At 39.3% G+C, this 17,688-nt stretch carries 18 protein-coding genes and 1 tRNA gene; 10 read left to right on the forward strand and 9 right to left on the reverse strand.

The window, feature by feature from the left end; genetic code table 11:
* Positions 1-101: 101 nt before the first annotated feature.
* The 6 genes from fba to AC27E9_RS03550 form a co-directional block, all read right to left on the reverse strand.
* Positions 102-1,166 carry a class II fructose-bisphosphate aldolase gene (fba, locus tag AC27E9_RS03525; RefSeq protein WP_487127305.1) on the reverse strand — a complete coding sequence of 355 codons (1,065 nt, stop codon included), beginning with the start codon at positions 1,164-1,166 and terminating at the stop codon, positions 102-104.
* A 421-nt stretch (positions 1,167-1,587) separates the two neighbouring features.
* Positions 1,588-2,766 (reverse strand): phosphoglycerate kinase, encoded by a 1,179-nt coding sequence (locus AC27E9_RS03530; RefSeq protein ID WP_487127307.1) that lies wholly within the window; start codon positions 2,764-2,766, stop codon positions 1,588-1,590.
* Between the two features lie 79 nt (positions 2,767-2,845).
* Positions 2,846-3,859 carry an erythrose-4-phosphate dehydrogenase gene (gene epd, locus AC27E9_RS03535; RefSeq protein ID WP_487127309.1) on the reverse strand — a complete coding sequence of 338 codons (1,014 nt, stop codon included), beginning with the start codon at positions 3,857-3,859 and terminating at the stop codon, positions 2,846-2,848.
* A gap of 132 nt (positions 3,860-3,991) precedes the next feature.
* Positions 3,992-5,977 (reverse strand): transketolase, encoded by a 1,986-nt coding sequence (gene tkt / locus AC27E9_RS03540; RefSeq protein ID WP_487127311.1) that lies wholly within the window; start codon positions 5,975-5,977, stop codon positions 3,992-3,994.
* A gap of 552 nt (positions 5,978-6,529) precedes the next feature.
* Positions 6,530-6,605: transfer RNA gene (locus AC27E9_RS03545), tRNA-Arg, on the reverse strand.
* A gap of 95 nt (positions 6,606-6,700) precedes the next feature.
* Positions 6,701-7,843, reverse strand: a complete 1,143-nt coding sequence (locus AC27E9_RS03550) for a flagella assembly protein FlgT (RefSeq protein ID WP_487127313.1) — start codon at positions 7,841-7,843, stop codon at positions 6,701-6,703.
* Between the two features lie 214 nt (positions 7,844-8,057).
* Between AC27E9_RS03550 and AC27E9_RS03555 the strand changes: the two genes are divergently transcribed.
* Both AC27E9_RS03555 and AC27E9_RS03560 read left to right on the forward strand, forming a co-directional pair.
* On the forward strand, positions 8,058-8,705 hold the full coding sequence (locus AC27E9_RS03555) for a FlgO family outer membrane protein (RefSeq protein ID WP_487127315.1): 648 nt from the start codon (positions 8,058-8,060) through the stop codon (positions 8,703-8,705).
* 27 nt (positions 8,706-8,732) lie between these two features.
* Entirely contained in the window at positions 8,733-9,197 is a 465-nt protein-coding gene (locus AC27E9_RS03560; protein WP_487127317.1) for an LPP20 family lipoprotein, read from the forward strand.
* A 112-nt stretch (positions 9,198-9,309) separates the two neighbouring features.
* Here AC27E9_RS03560 and AC27E9_RS03565 read toward each other — a convergent pair whose 3' ends face one another.
* From AC27E9_RS03565 to flgA, 3 genes are all read right to left on the reverse strand, one after another.
* Complete coding sequence (locus AC27E9_RS03565) at positions 9,310-9,741, reverse strand: flagella synthesis protein FlgN (protein ID WP_487127319.1); 432 nt, start codon at positions 9,739-9,741, stop codon at positions 9,310-9,312.
* 24 nt (positions 9,742-9,765) lie between these two features.
* The gene (gene flgM, locus AC27E9_RS03570) at positions 9,766-10,080 is read right to left on the reverse strand and encodes a flagellar biosynthesis anti-sigma factor FlgM (protein WP_487127321.1); all 315 of its coding nucleotides are present in this window, start codon (positions 10,078-10,080) and stop codon (positions 9,766-9,768) included.
* A 73-nt stretch (positions 10,081-10,153) separates the two neighbouring features.
* The gene (gene flgA, locus AC27E9_RS03575; RefSeq protein WP_487127323.1) at positions 10,154-10,846 is read right to left on the reverse strand and encodes a flagellar basal body P-ring formation chaperone FlgA; all 693 of its coding nucleotides are present in this window, start codon (positions 10,844-10,846) and stop codon (positions 10,154-10,156) included.
* A gap of 177 nt (positions 10,847-11,023) precedes the next feature.
* On the opposite strand from flgA, the gene AC27E9_RS03580 reads away from it, so the two are divergent.
* The 8 genes from AC27E9_RS03580 (at position 11,024) to flgG (ending at position 17,683) form a co-directional block, all read left to right on the forward strand.
* Positions 11,024-11,962 (forward strand): chemotaxis protein, encoded by a 939-nt coding sequence (locus AC27E9_RS03580; RefSeq protein WP_487127325.1) that lies wholly within the window; start codon positions 11,024-11,026, stop codon positions 11,960-11,962.
* A 37-nt stretch (positions 11,963-11,999) separates the two neighbouring features.
* Positions 12,000-12,830 carry a CheR family methyltransferase gene (locus AC27E9_RS03585; RefSeq protein ID WP_487127327.1) on the forward strand — a complete coding sequence of 277 codons (831 nt, stop codon included), beginning with the start codon at positions 12,000-12,002 and terminating at the stop codon, positions 12,828-12,830.
* A 60-nt stretch (positions 12,831-12,890) separates the two neighbouring features.
* A complete protein-coding gene (gene flgB / locus AC27E9_RS03590; RefSeq protein WP_487127329.1) occupies positions 12,891-13,289 on the forward strand; it encodes a flagellar basal body rod protein FlgB in 399 nt (132 codons plus the stop codon).
* 2 nt (positions 13,290-13,291) lie between these two features.
* Positions 13,292-13,711, forward strand: a complete 420-nt coding sequence (gene flgC / locus AC27E9_RS03595; protein WP_487079004.1) for a flagellar basal body rod protein FlgC — start codon at positions 13,292-13,294, stop codon at positions 13,709-13,711.
* Between the two features lie 19 nt (positions 13,712-13,730).
* On the forward strand, positions 13,731-14,420 hold the full coding sequence (locus tag AC27E9_RS03600; RefSeq protein ID WP_487127331.1) for a flagellar hook assembly protein FlgD: 690 nt from the start codon (positions 13,731-13,733) through the stop codon (positions 14,418-14,420).
* Positions 14,421-14,449: 29 nt separating this feature from the next.
* Complete coding sequence (locus AC27E9_RS03605; protein WP_487127333.1) at positions 14,450-15,967, forward strand: flagellar hook protein FlgE; 1,518 nt, start codon at positions 14,450-14,452, stop codon at positions 15,965-15,967.
* Positions 15,968-16,128: 161 nt separating this feature from the next.
* Positions 16,129-16,872, forward strand: a complete 744-nt coding sequence (flgF, locus tag AC27E9_RS03610; RefSeq protein ID WP_487127334.1) for a flagellar basal-body rod protein FlgF — start codon at positions 16,129-16,131, stop codon at positions 16,870-16,872.
* A 22-nt stretch (positions 16,873-16,894) separates the two neighbouring features.
* Positions 16,895-17,683 carry a flagellar basal-body rod protein FlgG gene (flgG, locus tag AC27E9_RS03615; protein ID WP_487079008.1) on the forward strand — a complete coding sequence of 263 codons (789 nt, stop codon included), beginning with the start codon at positions 16,895-16,897 and terminating at the stop codon, positions 17,681-17,683.
* Positions 17,684-17,688: the final 5 nt, after the last annotated feature.

Here is a 17,688-nt window from a genome sequence, read left to right on the forward strand (position 1 = left end):
TTGTTAATTAATTAACCGAATTATTAACAAATGTGTCCAAAATTAATATTAGGGAAATAAAAAAGGCAGCCTTAGCTGCCTTTTTAGTGTCTATCTAATGCTTACTTGATAAGTGCGTCAAGTTTGCCAGTTGAGTACTGCATGAACATATTATCTAATGAAATAGGCTTAATATGAGATGCTTGTCCAACTGTACCAAATGCTTCATAGCGAGCTTTACAAATATCATACATTGCTTGCGTTGATGCCTTAAGGAATTTACGTGGGTCAAACTCACTTGGATTTTCCGCTAAGAAACGACGAACAGCACCTGTTGACGCTAAGCGTAAATCAGTGTCTATATTAACTTTACGAACACCATTTTTAATACCTTCTTGAATTTGTTCTACAGGTACACCGTAAGTTTCAGGAATTTTTCCGCCAAATTCATTAATTACTGCTAACCAATCTTGAGGTACAGAAGATGAGCCGTGCATAACTAAATGCGTGTTCGGAATACGGTTATGAATCGCTTTGATGCGATCTATCGCTAAAATATCGCCAGTAGGTGGGCGTGTAAACTTATATGCGCCATGTGAAGTACCACAAGCAATGGCTAAGGCATCTACTTGTGTTTTTTGAACAAAGTCAGCTGCTTCTTCTGGATCTGTTAGCATTTGCTCCATCGTAAGCTTGCCTTCAGCGCCAATACCGTCTTCTTCACCTGCTTCACCAGTTTCAAGTGAACCTAAACAACCTAGTTCACCTTCTACCGATACACCACATGCGTGCGCCATATCAACAGTGCGACGAGTAACATCAACATTGTATTCGTAACTTGAAGGTGTTTTGCCGTCATCCATTAATGAGCCGTCCATCATCACAGAAGAAAATCCAAGCTGAATCGACCGCTGACAAACACTCGGTGAAGTGCCGTGATCTTGGTGCATAACTACTGGAATGTGTGGAAATTCTTCAATTGCAGCTAAAATTAGGTGGCGTAAAAAAGGTGCGCCAGCGTATGCTCTAGCACCGGCAGAGCCTTGTAAAATTACTGGACTGTTAGTGTCGTTAGCGGCAAGCATGATAGCTCTAACTTGTTCTAAATTGTTAACGTTAAAGGCTGGAATACCGTAACCATTTTCCGCGGCATGATCTAACATTTGGCGCATAGAAACTAAAGCCATGAACTAACTCCTGTGATTGTAAATAGTAAGCAAATAGGGTTTTAATAAGTTTCATTGTGAAACTTAGCACTTTCGTATCGTAATTATATCAGATGGTTTTAACTATTTGCACTAGAAAAAGAACTTCAATCTTACTGAAAAATATAAAATTTTAGCTAGTTACTTTGTTTGTTTTTAAATTACGGAATTTTCAGTTCTTTTGTCGGTTTTTAATTGGCTTGAACTTGCTTTTTTTTGTAATTTTACTACGAAACTTTCCAATTGGTTGGGAATATTTTTCTCAAATGCTTGTTGAGTTTTTCGCGAGCCTTTCTATTTCACAATAAAAAAACGCCGACAATACTAAAAAGTTTTGTCAGCGTTAATATTAAGAGTTTGTTAGCAACTTAGCGGCAATACCTGTTGCTGTTAATTTTAAAAGCTAGGCTTTAGCGCGTGCTTCTAAAATTTCTACTGCCGGCAATTTTTTGCCTTCTAAAAATTCAAGGAATGCCCCACCACCAGTTGAAATATAAGAAACTTTATCGGCAATGTTATATTTATCAACAGCTGCCAATGTATCTCCGCCACCAGCTATAGAGAAAGCACTGCTGTTGGCAATAGCATTGGCAATGACTTCCGTACCTTTACCAAATTGGTCGAACTCAAATACGCCAACAGGGCCATTCCAAACAATGGTACCTGCATTGGCAATTATATCAGCAAGTGCTGCCGCGCTATCAGGACCAATATCGAAGATCATATCAGCGTCTGCTACGTCGTTAACATTTTTCAATGTTGCTACAGCAGTTTCTGAAAATTCTTGACCAACAATAACATCGCTCGGTACTGGGATTGAACCGTTGTTGTCAGCAGCTTGCTGTGTTAAGCGCTTTGCTTCTGCAACTAAGTCCGCTTCATATAATGATTTGCCAACATTGTGGTCATCAGCCGCAATAAACGTATTGGCAATGCCACCGCCAACAACAAGTTGGTCAACAATGCCTGCGAGTGAATCAAGTACGGTTAGCTTTGTTGATACTTTTGAACCGCCAACAATTGCAACTAATGGACGAGCTGGGTTATCAAGTGCTTTTGAAAGTGCCGCTAATTCGCCTGCTAACAACGGGCCTGCACAGGCTGTTGCAGCGTATTTTGCTACACCGTGAGTACTTGCTTGTGCACGGTGAGCTGTGCCAAATGCATCCATAACAAAAACATCACATAAGGCAGCTAGCTTTTGTGAAAGGGCGTCATCATTTTTCTTTTCGCCAACGTTAAAACGAATGTTTTCGAAAATAACCAGTTCACCAGCTTTAGCATCAACGCCATCAAGATAATCTTTTACTAATCGAACTGGAGCATTTAATGCGGCAGCTAAATAGTCGGCAACGGGTTGCAATGAAAACTCTTCATTATATTCACCTTCAGTCGGACGGCCTAAATGTGACATGACCATAACTTTAGCGCCAGCTTCTAGAGCAAGTTTTAGTGTAGGTAATGCTGCTCGTAAGCGAGCATCTGATGTGATTTTGCCATCTTTAACGGGGACATTTAAATCTTCACGAATTAATACACGTTGGTTTGCTAGTGTTAAATCGGTCATTTTAATTACAGACATGCTTAGTTCCTGTGGGTAAAAGTTTAACTGTTAGGTAAATTTTTCAATTTTATTGCTTAATAACTATAAATTAATTTCGTTAGTTTGCTTGAGACATGGCAAAAGCAGTATCTAGCATACGGTTTGCGAAGCCCCATTCGTTGTCACACCAAATCAGTAGTTTGACTAAACGTTTATGGCTAACACGAGTTTGGTTGCCGTCAACAATACAAGAGTGTGGATCATGATTAAAGTCAATCGAAACTAAAGGCTCGGTGGTGTAGCCTAGAATGCCTGCTAAACCATTATTCTGTGCGGCTAAAATAGCTTGATTTATATCACTGATATTGACATCACTAGATAATGTTAGACTCAAATCCATTGCTGTTACGTTGATAGTGGGCACTCGCACCGCTATAGCTTCAAAACGTCCAGCAAACTTTGGTAAAATGCGCTCAATACCCGCCGCGAGCTTTGTATCAACTGGAATTATTGATTGGCTTGCTGCCCGTGTACGGCGTAAATCAGGGTGGTAGGCATCAATAACTTGTTGATCATGCATGGAAGAATGTATGGTGGTAATCGCACCACTTTCTACACCAAATGCTTTATCTAATACTTGAATAACCGGCACTACACAGTTTGTTGTGCATGAGCCATTCGAGACCACTTTTTCAGCCGCTGTTAATTGCTGATGGTTAATACCGTAAATAATAGTCGCGTCTAAGTCGTGGCCACCTGGGTGAGAGAATAAGACTTTTTTTGCTCCTTGCTTAAGGTGCAATTGGCCATCGGCTTGGCTACCAAATTTGCCGGTACAATCAAGTACTAGGTCAATGTTTAATGCTTGCCAAGGTAGGTTATTAATATCAGTTTCATGACTAAGTGCTATTTCATCACCGGCAATAAATAATTTATTGCCGGTTTGTTCGACTGCAAACGAAAAGCGGCCATGGGTTGAGTCATATTTTAATAAATGGGCAATGCCTTCAGGCTCTGCAAGTTCATTAATAGCGACTAACGTAAAGTCTTGAGTTCTGGCGTTTTCGTATAGCGCCCTAACGACATTTCGTCCTATTCTGCCGAAGCCATTTATTGCTATCTTAATTGACATTATTATTTAATCTTATAGAAGGTATTTAGGCTATTTCATTGATAACAAATTTCATTTTGAAAATTGGTTGTCAATGAAATAGCCAGTTAAGTATTTCTTAACTGGCTATTAATAAGGCTTACATCAACGTTATTAACTTAAACTGTTAACAGTATTAACTACGTTTTCAACAGTAAAACCAAAATGTTCAAACAATGCATTGCCTGGTGCTGATTCACCAAATGTTGTCATACCAACGACTTTACCGCCAAAACCAACATACTTATACCAGAAGTCAGTATGAGCTGCTTCAATGGCAACACGTTTAGTTACAGCGCTTGGTAATACTGACTCTTTATATTGTGCATCTTGGCTATCAAAAATATTGGTAGATGGCATCGAAACCACACGAACATTATCACCTAGTGTTTCTGCAGCTTTTAATGCCAATGAAACTTCAGAGCCTGTAGCAATTAGAATAACCTCAGGTGTGCCTACGCTATCTTTAAGTACATAACCACCTTTAGCAATATCGGCAACTTGCTCAGCGTTACGCGCTAGTGCTGGTAATCCTTGGCGAGAGAAGATTAATGATGTTGGCGCATTTTGGCGTTCAACAGCATTTTTCCAAGCTACTGCTGATTCAGTGCCATCAGCCGGACGCCAAGTCACCATATTTGGTGTGGTACGCAAGTTTGTTAATTGCTCAATTGGTTGGTGAGTTGGCCCATCTTCACCCTGGCCAATAGAGTCATGGGTGTAAACAAAAATGTTTTGAATACCCATTAAAGCAGACATACGTACAGCATTACGTGCGTATTCCATAAACATCATAAATGTTGCACCGTAGTTAATAAAACCACCGTGTAATGAAATACCGTTCATAATGCCGCTCATACCAAATTCACGTACACCGTAGAAGATGTAGTTACCGGCTGCGTCGTCTTGAATACCTTTTGAACCTGACCAAAGTGTTAAGTTTGAACCTGCTAAGTCAGCTGAACCACCCATTAGCTCAGGTAATACTTTACCGAAAACTTCAATGGTGTTTTGTGATGCTTTACGAGAAGCAACATTTTCAGCTTTTTCTTGGCATTCTAAAATGTAAGCGTTTGCCTTTTCTTCGAATTCTGCTGGTAAGTCACCGTTAATTACACGACGTTCGTATTCTGCAGCTAGTGCTGGATGTGCTGCTTGGTATGCGGCAAATTTTTCATTCCAACTTACTTGCGCTGAGTTACCTTTATCTTTTTGATCCCAATCTGCATATACGTCAGCTGGAATATCAAATGCCGGGTGTGGCCAGTTTAAGAATTCACGTGCTGCTGCAATTTCTTCATCACCTAATGGTGCACCGTGACAATCATGGGTACCTGATTTGTTCGGAGAGCCAAAACCAATAACGGTTTTACAACAAATCATAGTTGGTTTATCAGTAACTGCTTTTGCCGCTTCAATAGCTGCGGCAACCGCTGCACTGTCGTGGCCATCAACATCGCTTATCACGTGCCAACCATAGGCCTCGAAGCGAGCAGGGGTGTTGTCAGTAAACCAACCTTCAACTTCACCATCAATTGAAATGCCATTGTCATCCCAAAAGGCGATTAATTTACCTAAACCTAAAGTACCAGCTAATGAACAAGCCTCATGTGAGATGCCTTCCATTAAACAACCGTCACCTAAAAATACATAAGTGTTGTGATCAACAATGTTGTGACCTTCGCGGTTGAATTGCGCAGCTAAGGTTTTTTCAGCAATAGCCATACCTACAGCATTAGAAACACCAGCACCTAATGGGCCTGTTGTTGTTTCTACACCTGGAGTATAACCATATTCTGGATGCCCTGGTGTTTTTGAATGTAACTGACGGAAGTTTTGTAATTCATTAATCGGTAAATCATAACCGGTTAAATGCAAAAGTGAGTATATTAGCATTGAACCATGACCGTTTGATAAAATAAAACGATCGCGATCTGCCCAGTTAGGATCTGTTGGGTTGTGCTTTAAGAAATCACGCCATAAAACTTCAGCGATATCTGCCATGCCCATTGGGGCTCCAGGGTGTCCTGATTTGGCTTTTTGCACGGCATCCATGCTTAAAACTCGAATTGCATTGGCCAATTGTTGACGCGACGGCATAATTACTCCAGTAAGTGTAAAATTTGAAAGGATGAAATTTGCGCTTATTTTCGCCTAGAGTGCCCCTTGACTGCAAATCTTATTAGCCTTTTTCTATGATTTTTTTTCTCTTAGTTATATTTGTTGGTAGCGGTAAACCTTGTGTTGATCGTATCTTAATGTCCGTTTTGAACATTACCTTTAGTTTATGACTAGTAATGCTTTGAAAATTATAAACTAAGTTGTTGATCTAAAGATTAAGATCCTATAGTGTAGCTTGGTTGTATGTACAAATAAGAATAAAAAGATATAACCTGAAACAGGATTGAAAAATGAACAGGTCGTCGTCAAGAGGAGTTAAGCTGACTACGGTAATATTTGCAGTAGTAATATTAGCTGTATCGGCTGTGTTGAGTAGTAGCTCAGCTGCAGATGACAAGGACGTTGTATTAGAACAAAAGAAAGGCGAGTTAGTAAACTAATTTGTCTGTTAAATATAAACCTCGCAATTGCGGGGTTTTTTTATGTCTTTGAAAGTTATAAATAGGCAAATGATCTTTGTTAACGATCTTATGGCGTCCCCACCAGGACTCGAACCTGGAGCAGCGGCTTAGGAGGCCGCAGTTTTATCCAGTTAAACTATGAGGACATAAGTTTGAGTAATCCCAATATATCAGCAACTTAATTCAAGTTATATAAATGGCTAATATATGTAATTACAATAATTTTACAGATTTTCTTTTACTAGTAGCGGACAGCTAAATCATTGATTTGTATATTGTCGATAATGTGCTGCTCAGTTGTTGTTGCGCGAGCACTATCGTTAGACACTTCATTTACGGTCACTTTATACGGGCTTACATTAAAGCCTGGGTATGATTTTTTATCATCGCTGATAAAGTTTTGAAAATGTAGCAGTGAAAACTCATCACCTACTTGCACACCATGCCTTTTCCCTAAGTTAAAGGTAATATTGTTGCCGACAACGTTTACTATCCTTCCTTGTGTCGGTTGGCACATCATATTTTCATCAATATCTGTCACCATATCTTCAAGAGTTTGGCTAATTCGCATGCCATATTCACTTTGCCAAAAGTTCTGACTGGAAACATCAATTTGCTGGCGCTTGTTAAATTGCCAAGGCGCTGAGCTTTGGTATTGCTTATCTAAAACTCGTTCGCCAGTGGTACCGTCATGAATATAAATCGCAATATTAAATTGGCGCTGATACACATCGTCTTGCCAAAATTGCCATGAATTATCTTCATCGTTTGCCATGGAAATATCTTGAATTTCAGAAAATAAAATATATTGGCTATTGGTCATACTGGCTAATGACATCGACAGATTTTTTAATTGTTCCATCGCTAAACTTTGATTAAGGCGGGAAAACTCTGTTTTTGTGTTTAACGCAAGTTTTGTATCGAGATAAATGCCATTTTTTTTAATTTTATTAGCAAGCTGGTTCACTATCGTTTTATCTAATTGATAAATATTGCCAATATTGGCTTGTTCTCTATGTAGTAAGTTACTGCGTGTTAGTAGCATAGATTTTTTATAGTCAGCAGCAAAACACTTCTTTTCTTGAGGGAAAATATCTGCGCGAATTTTTACCGTAACGAGATCATCCGTATAGTTTTCACTGATCAATTCAAAAGAGTTAACACTGCCACTGGCACGAATGCTAATTTCGTCTTGAGTAAGTAGACCATTTACTACCTGTTGAACACTAGAGACTGAAGCCCCAGCAACCAATAATGCTTTCTTTAGGGCGTTTTGCATCGCTCTATTTTTCGCCGACTTACTATCGTCATTTTTTATTGTGGCGACACCTTGTGATTCATACCACTGCGCAGCACTCGTATTACTATATAAAGTAAGGCTCATTACTATTACACTAAGTTTTAACAAGCTAAGTTTACATATTCTCTGGCAAATGGCATTTAACTGCATAGTTGTCTCATTTCAACAAGGGTCGGTAATTAGGCTTAAATATGCATGTTTTGTGCCTAATTAAAATGTTATAAAAATTGGCGCGATTTGTGCTTTAGTATTAATACGAATATTAATATGAATTTATGCATTAATTGAGGATAGCTCAATGAAGAATTGGCTGCTAGCAATACTAATACCCGCACTTGCGTCCTGCTCTATGGTGAGTGAAAAAGACGACTTTTATCGCTCTTCGTATCATGACAAACAAGAAATTGACAGTTTTGAACTGCCACGTCATGCCATAAATGATGTTGTTAAAGGTCTTGCTTATCAAATGCTTGAAAGCAGTTCTTTTGTTAATCCGAAAACGCCAATTGCTATTGCTTCGTTTGTTGATTTGAAAAACTTAGAGTCAACGAATTGGTTAGGTAATCAGCTTTCAGAAAGCTTTGTCCATGAAATGCAGCGCCATGGCTTAGTGGTTATCGATTTTAAAACAACAGGCCATATTCGAGTAACAGCTGATGGTGATTATGTATTTAGCCGCGATTGGAAAGAGTTGCCTGAACGCCAGATAATTGACTATGTTGTGACAGGCACCATGATGCAACAAGAAGAAGGTATTTTGGTGAATGCTCGAATGATAGGTATGCAATCACGCGTTGTGGTGGCTACCGCGCAATCGTTTATTCCTTCTTGGGTGGTAGGTGATGACTTTAATCGAAATGAAAATGTCAAAATGAAAGACGGTATGATCATTCGAGACAGTGCAATGTTAGTTGAAGATGCCCGCGCTGTGGCGATTCAGCAATAGTTTTAGCTAATAGAATCAAGGCATAATATGAATACTTTATTGAAACGCAGTGTTATTTTATTTGGCTTATTTGTACTAACTGCCTGTACATCTTTTTATGATAAACATGTTGAGTGGCAAACAGTAAAACCAGAAAGTTTCCCTGTATTAACGGCGATAGGGCAGGCACCAATTAGTCTACAAAAGTCAAAACATAAAACTCAGAAAATGCTAATGGCAATTAATGCTTCAAAAATTGCTGCTTATGCTGAGTTGGCTGAACAAGTTTATGGGCAAACAGTTGATGGTAAAACAACCATGTCGAACTTGATTGTTGATAATCAAAAATTAAGAACATCGGTACAAGGTATCATTCGCGGTGCAAAAGTTGTTAAAAGCTACCCAGTTGGTGATACGTATACCACAGAACTAAGCTTAGACTTTAAAGATGTTTATGAAATATATGCGGCATCGTCTAATAGAAAAGAAATTAAAGATATTTCATATTACTAAGGCTAAATTTAGTTTAGCAATAAAGGAAACCAGCAGTGGCTGGTTTTTTTGTGCTTAATAATAGGTGAAAGTTAAGCAGAAATGCTTGAAGCAGAAGGCGCCTTTAATTTATTTACGCTTTGATACCTAGACTGCTTAAACCGCCAGAGGTTTTGCCTTTGTTATCATAGGTCATAGATGACTTATTATGATTTTCTAGTAATGAGGTTCTCATGCGTTCAACCGATAATTGTGATTGATGAATGATCAAACCATTGACTTGGTTTTGTTTTTTACAACGCAGCAAAGTGTTTTCTATTTCAGCAAGTTCTTGACTAAAGTTACCGGCTAACTTCTCTTGTTTAAACTCAAAACTTTGACCAATGGCATTGTCAATTTCTTGAATGGCAACAAGTAAGTTATTTTTTTCTGAAGTAATTGCGATTAAAGCGTCTGGATTCTGTTGCTGTAAAATATCTTTTTCTGTCGTTAATAACGCCTCTAATTGCGTCAATTGCGATAATTGTTGAGAAACCAATTGTTGCGGCGTTATTTTATCAGACACTTTCTACTCCGGTGAGGTTAGCCGTTAGCCTAGATCGAACTCAAAGTTGGCAATACTTGCGGCAAGCTTTTCAGGATTAACTTTATAATCCCCTGACGCTATCGCACTTTTTAATTCGTCGATTTTCTTTTGATTTACAACAGGTGAGTCACCTGCTTTTTTCTGTAATTCACTCAACTGCTTTGCCTGCGGTGTAATGGATACTGAATCACGTGGCGCTAATTTAGCTTGTTGTGATGCATTTGCGCTTTCGGTGACTTGTTGTTTAGTCTGAACTTGCTGATCAAGTTTTTGCTTTACTTGATTAGCATTGTTCAAGTTATTGATATTTATCGCCATTATTAAATCCTACTTACAACAGTAATTGGTTTCTAACTTTTTATCGGCAAAGCAATGGAAAACTTAAGCATTATTATAAATTAATTACCACTTGGTTAATAGCGTTAACTTGCCCACGCACCGTGCGACCAGACTTAGTATTTTTTACTGAAATAATGTCGCCTAAACTGCCATCTCGTAAGGCGGTTCCTGAAGACTTTATTTCAAAGCCTGCTGATTTCGCAATAATATTCACCGGTTGCCCTTTACAAACAAAACAAGTGTTTTTACTGGTGATAGCGCTGCCTTTGGATAGGTTTCTTTTGGTGCGAGCGCCGATCACAACTTTAGTATCATCAAGTACTACACCTCTTATTTTTGCACTGTCTTTAAGAATAACTTCAATGTTTGAATTATCAAGTAAAGTGCCTTTAGTAACTCGTACTTTGGTTACTAAAACAGGGACTATAGTTTGAATTTTAACTGGAACGTATAAATGCCATGGCTTCTCATCAGCGCAAACAATTTTAACATTTACATTCCTACCATTATGTTTTTCAGGTATATTTGCCGTTAATGGCGATAGACAAGCTTGTAAATTAATTCTCGGATCTATTGGTGATACATCGATAAGCAGTTTTCCTTGGGCAGGAGCCTTTATTTGCTCTTGTACTTGCGATTTAATGAAGTTGTTTAAATAATCACGATCAAAGACCATGGCATTACTGCTAGTCAGTAACGTGAAGTAAATAACGGTAATTTTTACTAATATCTTTAATTTACTCATAATTTTTTTGATCTGGCTGCTAGGGAATTAACAATACTCGTCTATGCTTTACTAAATAGAACTTAGTTCGATTAGCGTCAATAAATTTACGCAATCGTTTAAAAGGTATTTAAACGTTAATACTATCAAGAATTATGCCTTTGTTATATTTTCAATGGCACTTCCTAAGAGGTTTTTATGGCAGGTATATTAGACTCGGTAAATCAGCGCACACAATTGGTAGGTCAAAACCGACTGGAGTTGTTGCTATTTAAGCTAATTGGTAGACAACGATTTGGTATTAACGTATTTAAAGTGCGAGAAGTTATGCCTTGTCCTAGGCTGACATTATTACCCAAGCAAGATAAGTTTATTAAGGGGGTTGCTCATATTCGTGGCCAGACGATTTCAGTTATCGATTTAAGTAAAGCAACCGGTGGTCCTGAAATTGTTCAAACTGATGATAGTTTTGTCATTATTGCTGAGTATAACCGCAGTGTGCAGGGCTTTTTGGTAAGCGGTGTTGAGCGAATTGTTACCTTAAGTTGGAAAGATATTATGCCACCGCCAGAAGGTACAGGTAAATCGAGTTATCTAACGGCAGTAACTGAAATTGATAAAGAGATGGTTTCAATTTTAGATGTTGAAAAAATCTTAAATGAAATAAGCCCGATTTCTACTGAGCTTAGCGAAGGTGTTGCTGATGAAACTGTCGGTGAAGAAGTGGGTGACAGAGTGATTATGATTGCTGATGACTCAACCGTTGCTCGTAACCAAGTAAAAAGAGCATTAGAGCCTTTGGGTTTGAATATGTTGTTAGCCAAAAACGGCCAAGATGCCTTAACACAGTTAGAAGCAATTGCCGAAGAATGTAATACCACAATTACTGAAAAGGTAGCTTTGTTAATCTCAGATATTGAAATGCCTGAAATGGATGGCTATACCTTGACGGCAGAAATTAAACAAAATGAACGTATGAGAGATGTACCTGTTATTCTTCATACTTCATTAAGTGGTGTTTTTAATAATGCCATGGTTGAGAAAGTCGGCGCGGAAGATTTTATTCCCAAGTTTCACCCAGATGAGTTAGCAACGGCTGTGAAAAAATGGTTAAAACATGACGAAATTTCTTCGTAATTTTTTTGTACTAAATAATATAAGTGGATAATAGCTAGTGCCAACTAAGCAACTCGATGATAAAAGTTATCAACAGTTTAGAACATTTCTAGAACAGCAATGCGGTATTGTCTTGGGCGCGAGTAAGCAATACCTTGTGAAAAGTCGGTTAGCCCCATTAATGGCAAAGTTTGAAGTTGAATCTTTGTCAGATCTGGTTGCGCAAACGTTGAATCCGGTTAAGCGGCAATTAAGGGCCGCAGTTATAGATGCAATGACCACCAATGAAACCTTGTGGTTTCGTGATGAATATCCGTTTGAATTACTAAAGAAAAAGTTATTGCCTGAATTTAAGGGACAGCGTACGCCACTAAAAATTTGGTCAGCAGCTAGTTCTTCAGGGCAAGAGCCATATTCGATTGCAATGGCTATATATGAATATCAACAGAGTAACCCGGGGGCATTCCCTGGTGGCGTTCAAATAATTGGCACTGATATTTCAAACACTATGTTAGAGCACTGTAAATATGCCCATTACGATGGTTTAGCGCTTTCAAGAGGTCTATCGCCTGAGCGCAAGCGTCAATTTTTTGAAAATGGCGACAATGGCATGCTTAAAGTGAAAAGTGTGATTAAAAATATGGTGAGTTTTCGTCAATTGAACTTACTAAATAGTTATAGCTTAATGGGGCGTTTTGACTTAGTTTTTTGCCGCAATGTCTTGATTTACTTCTCTCCTGAGTTGAAAACACAAATTATTTCTCAAATTCACGGCACGTTAAATAATAACGGTTACTTATTTTTAGGTGCTTCTGAGTCTTTATCTGGTATTAGCCAGAGCTTCAACATGAATCGATGCAATCCCGGCATTGTTTATCAGAAAAGATAATCTTATTTAACACTGGCATAAATATTGTATAGATACCTTCATTAATTTGGAGGTATTTTTATGGCTATTAGTTTTGAAAAAGCGTTCGGTATTCATCCGCAAGGTTTACAGGTTCGTGCGCAGCGCGCTGAACTTATTGCGAGTAATATTGCTAATGCTGACACACCTGGTTATAAAGCCAAAGGCATGGATTTCAAAGCCGCGTTAGCCCAAGCCTCCTCAAAACAACAAACCGGTATGACTCGTACCAACGAAAAACATTTTGATGTTCGCATGGAACTCAACAATGGCGTTGGTTACCGAGTACCTGACCAACCTGATACTGGAGATGGTAATACCGTTGATGTGCAAGTGGAACGAAACTTGTATCTAGAAAACTCTATGGAATATCAAGCAAGCCTGCAATTTCTTAATGGCAAGATAAAAGGCCTGAGAAAAGCAATCACTGGAGGGCAGTAATTATGAGCCTATTTAATGTATTTTCTATTTCTGGCACAGGTATGAGCGCACAGTCTGTGCGTTTAAATACCACTGCCAGTAATATTGCTAACGCCGACAGTGTTAGTAGTAGTGTCGATGAAACTTATCGTGCACGCCACCCAGTTTTTGCCGCTGAGATGCAAAAAGCTGCCGCCGGTCAAAATGAGTCGGTTGGTGTGCAGGTACTAGGTGTTGTTGAAAGTAATAAACCTTTGAATGTTGAATATGCACCAGATCATCCAATGGCAGATGGTGAAGGCTATATTTATAAGCCTAATGTTAATGTTATTGAAGAAATGACTAACATGATTTCAGCCTCTCGTTCATATCAAACCAATGTGCAATTAGCTGAATCAGCAAAAAACATGCTGAATAAAACACTAACACTTGGTCAACGCTAAGTTTATATAGGAATTTAAAATGGAAACTGTATCTGGTTCTAGCCCATTAGACAATATTCGTTGGCAACAAGAAAATTCTACGCCAGAGGCGGATGAAAATCGCGGCATGTTAACGCAAGAAGACTTTTTTGCATTATTAACACAAGAGCTATCTCATCAAGATCCGACAAAGCCAGTGGAGAATAACGAAATGATCTCGCAGATGACAGCATTCTCCACAACTGATGGTGTGTCTAATCTAAATGATCAATTTACTAACTTTGCTGCATCAATGTCGTCAAGCCAAGCATTGCAGGCTTCATCTTTAGTCGGTCGCAGTGTATTGGTTGACGATAATGTTTTTGGTATGGAAGAAGGTGAAGAAGTTAAAGGCAAATTAATTACCGATAAGCCAGCAACTAATGTCAATATTTATGTTGAAAATGTTGCTGGTGAAATTATTCAAACCGTGCCGGTTGGCAGTGTTAAAGCTGGAGAATCTAACTTTACTTGGGACGGTATGGGTTCTGATGGTGAACCTGCGCCGGAAGGTGCATATCGCTTCCGTGTTGCTGGTTTGGTTGACGGTGAAGCAAATGAATTACAAGCCATGACTTATCGAAAAGTCGATAGCGTTACTTTAGCAGGTGCAGGTGGCAATATATTACTAAATCTAAATGGTGGCAGTTCGATGAAGCTATCGGATGTTGTAGAAGTAACACAAGGTTAAATTAACAGAATTTTTTACGAGGTGAATTTATGTCATTCAATATCGCATTAAGCGGATTAAACGCTGCTCAGAAAGACTTGGATGTTACATCCAATAACATTGCAAACGTAAACACTACGGGCTTTAAGGAGTCTCGCGCTGAGTTTGTCGATGTTTACGCCGCTTCTCTTTTGTCATCGGGCAAAACTAAAGTAGGCGATGGTGTGTTAACCGCCGATGTCGCTCAACAGTTTTCACAAGGTAGTATTCAGTTTACTAACAACGCATTAGACTTAGCTATTACGGGTAACGGATTTTTTGCCACAGTACCAGAACTCGGCAGCTTAGAGACCTCATATACGCGTGCTGGTCAGTTTAAACTTAATGATAGTAACTTTGTGGTTAATTCTGCTGGTGAACACCTTTTAGGCTATGATGTAAATGCGGATGGTAGTTCTAGAGGGGTGACTCTCTCTACAGCGAGCCCGATTCGAATACCAACAGCTTCAGGCGCACCGCAGCAAACTTCAGAAGTTGATATGCGTATGAATTTACCTGCTGGTGCCACTTATATTTCTGACTCTCCAGGTAATTTTGATCCTGAAAATGATACAACTTATGAACAATCCACAGCAGTGACAATATTTGATTCACTCGGTGATAGCCATGTTATGACCTATTACTTTGTCAAAGATAACCCGGAAACAGCACCAAATCAGTGGATGATCTTTGCTTCTATCGACGGAAAGATGATTGATTTGGACGATGACCCCGTTGTTCAAGCTGCCGCTGATGCTCTAGTGGTTACCGAAACAGCAGCAGCAACAGCGGCTCAAGCAGCCTATGATGCTATAGCATCACCAACAGCTGCTGATTTAGCGACATTGAATGCGGCAAAAACAGCACTTTCAAATGCTATCGCAGCAACAACGCCTCAAGGGGGAACTGTATCAGGACCATTATCACCAGGAGGAGCCAAAGGAGCTCGACTAGTTTTTAATTCCTCTGGCGATTTTATTAGTCAATCACCTTCATTGGCCAATGGCGGTATACGTACTGTTGCATTTACAGATCATTTACCAAATGGTGCCGATCCGACGCAAAATGTTGCCATAGACTTTAACTTGGATTCATTAGCACCGAACCCAAATGAACCAACACAATTTGCGTCCAATTTCGAAACAACCTCATTACAGCAAAATGGTTTAGCTGTTGGTCGACTAACGGGCATCGATATTGGAGTGGATGGTTTAGTGCGAGCAACATACAGTAATGGTACATCAGAACCTCTTTCTCGTATCGTCATGGTCAACTTTGCTAATGAACAAGGGTTAACACAAGTCGGTAATACTGGCTGGAAAGAGAGTATAAGTTCAGGTGAAGCTTTGGCTGGTGAAGGCGGCTCTGGTACTTTTGGTACTATTAACTCATCTGCACTAGAGCAATCAAATGTTAACTTAACATCAGAGCTTATTGATTTGATTTCAGCGCAACGAAATTTCCAAGCAAACTCACGAGCATTGGAAGTTGATAATCAGCTAAACCAAACGATACTGCAAATTCGATAATCTATTATTCTCTAATCAAAATATTAAAAGCCAGGTTGTGTAATGTTACCTGGCTTTTCTTTTTTCGTCACAATCCTTTCGTTAACTACTTCCCTTTTCATAGCTTGGCATTTTAATTGCATTATCCTGAATAATTGAAATTAGTTTGAGTGGAATTCATTATGGATAAGATGCTGTACATTGCCATGAGTGGCGCGAAGCAAAACATGCATGCCTTATCGGTAACTGCCAATAATCTCGCTAACGCCAAAACAACTGGCTTCAAGGCTGATTTAGCCAATGCCCGAGCAATGCAAGCTTTTGGTGAAGGCATGCCGACTCGTGTGTTTTCTATGACTGAACGTTCAGGCCAAAACTTTGACAGTGGTGCCTTCCTTACAACTGGTCGTGATCTTGACCTTGCTATTCAAGGCCAAGGTTGGATGGCGGTGCAAACTAAAGATGGTAGTGAGGCGTATACTCGTAATGGTCAACTAAAACTAAATGAGAATGGTGCCTTAGAAACATCAGGTGGAGATTTAGTCATTGGTGAAAATGGCCCTATTTTCTTGCCGTTACCAGTAAATAACATAGATATTTCCAGTGACGGAACCATTATGGTTCAGCCAGAAGGTGCTCCTAGTTCGGTGCAAGAAGAAGTTGGCCGTATTAAGTTTGTTAATCCTGATAACCGTTTTATTGAAAAAGGTAATGACGGTTTGTTTCGTCGTAAAGATGGCAATAATGAGCCGGCTGATGTCACAGTAAAAGTCGCAAGTGGCGCTATCGAATCTAGTAACGTAAATCCTATTGGTGAAATGACCGATATGATCGCACTGCAACGTCAATTTGAAATGCAGTTAAAAATGATGAAAACCGCAGAGGAAGTCGATAACAGTGCTTCTTCATTATTACGGGCATTCTAATTAAATTTTCTCGAGGTGATGTATGAACCCAGCATTATGGATCAGTAAAACAGGCTTAGATGCTCAAACAAAAGAAATTGCGGTTATTTCAAATAACTTGGCTAATGCCAGTACCGTAGGCTTTAAAAAAAGTAGAGCTGTTTTTGAAGATTTACTTTACCAAAATATCAACCAACCAGGTGGTCGCTCAGCACAAGATACAGAAATGCCATCAGGCTTAATGTTAGGTGCCGGTACTAAGGTTGTTGCCACACAAAAAATTCATACCCAAGGGGATATGCTTAATACTGACAATGCCCTTGATTTGATGATTCAAGGCGAAGGCATGTTCGAGATTCTGATGCCAGATGGCTCTTCAGCTTATTCTCGTAACGGTCAATTCACTATGGATGAAGAAGGCAGCATAGTAACTCCGGGCGCGGGCTATTTATTACAACCACAAATTACCGTTCCAGAAGATGCCTTGAGCATTATTGTCTCGCAAGATGGTGAAGTATCCGTAACCTTGCAAGGTCAAGCTGAACCTGCTGTTGTGGGGCAAATCAATACTGTCAACTTTGTAAACCCAACGGGCTTAGAGCCAATTGGGCAAAACTTATATGTAGAAACTGCGGTAAGTGGCGCGCCACAAGAGGGAGTTCCGGGATTAGCGGGTTTTGGCATGATAGTACAAGGAGCCTTAGAAACATCCAATGTAAATACCACCGAGGAACTCGTTAACTTGATTGAGAGCCAACGTGTATATGAAATGAATTCAAAAGTAATTTCAGCTGTTGACCAAATGCTTAGCTACATTAATCAGCAGTTATAAGGTTT

It is taken from the genome of Colwellia meonggei, from assembly GCF_057537295.1.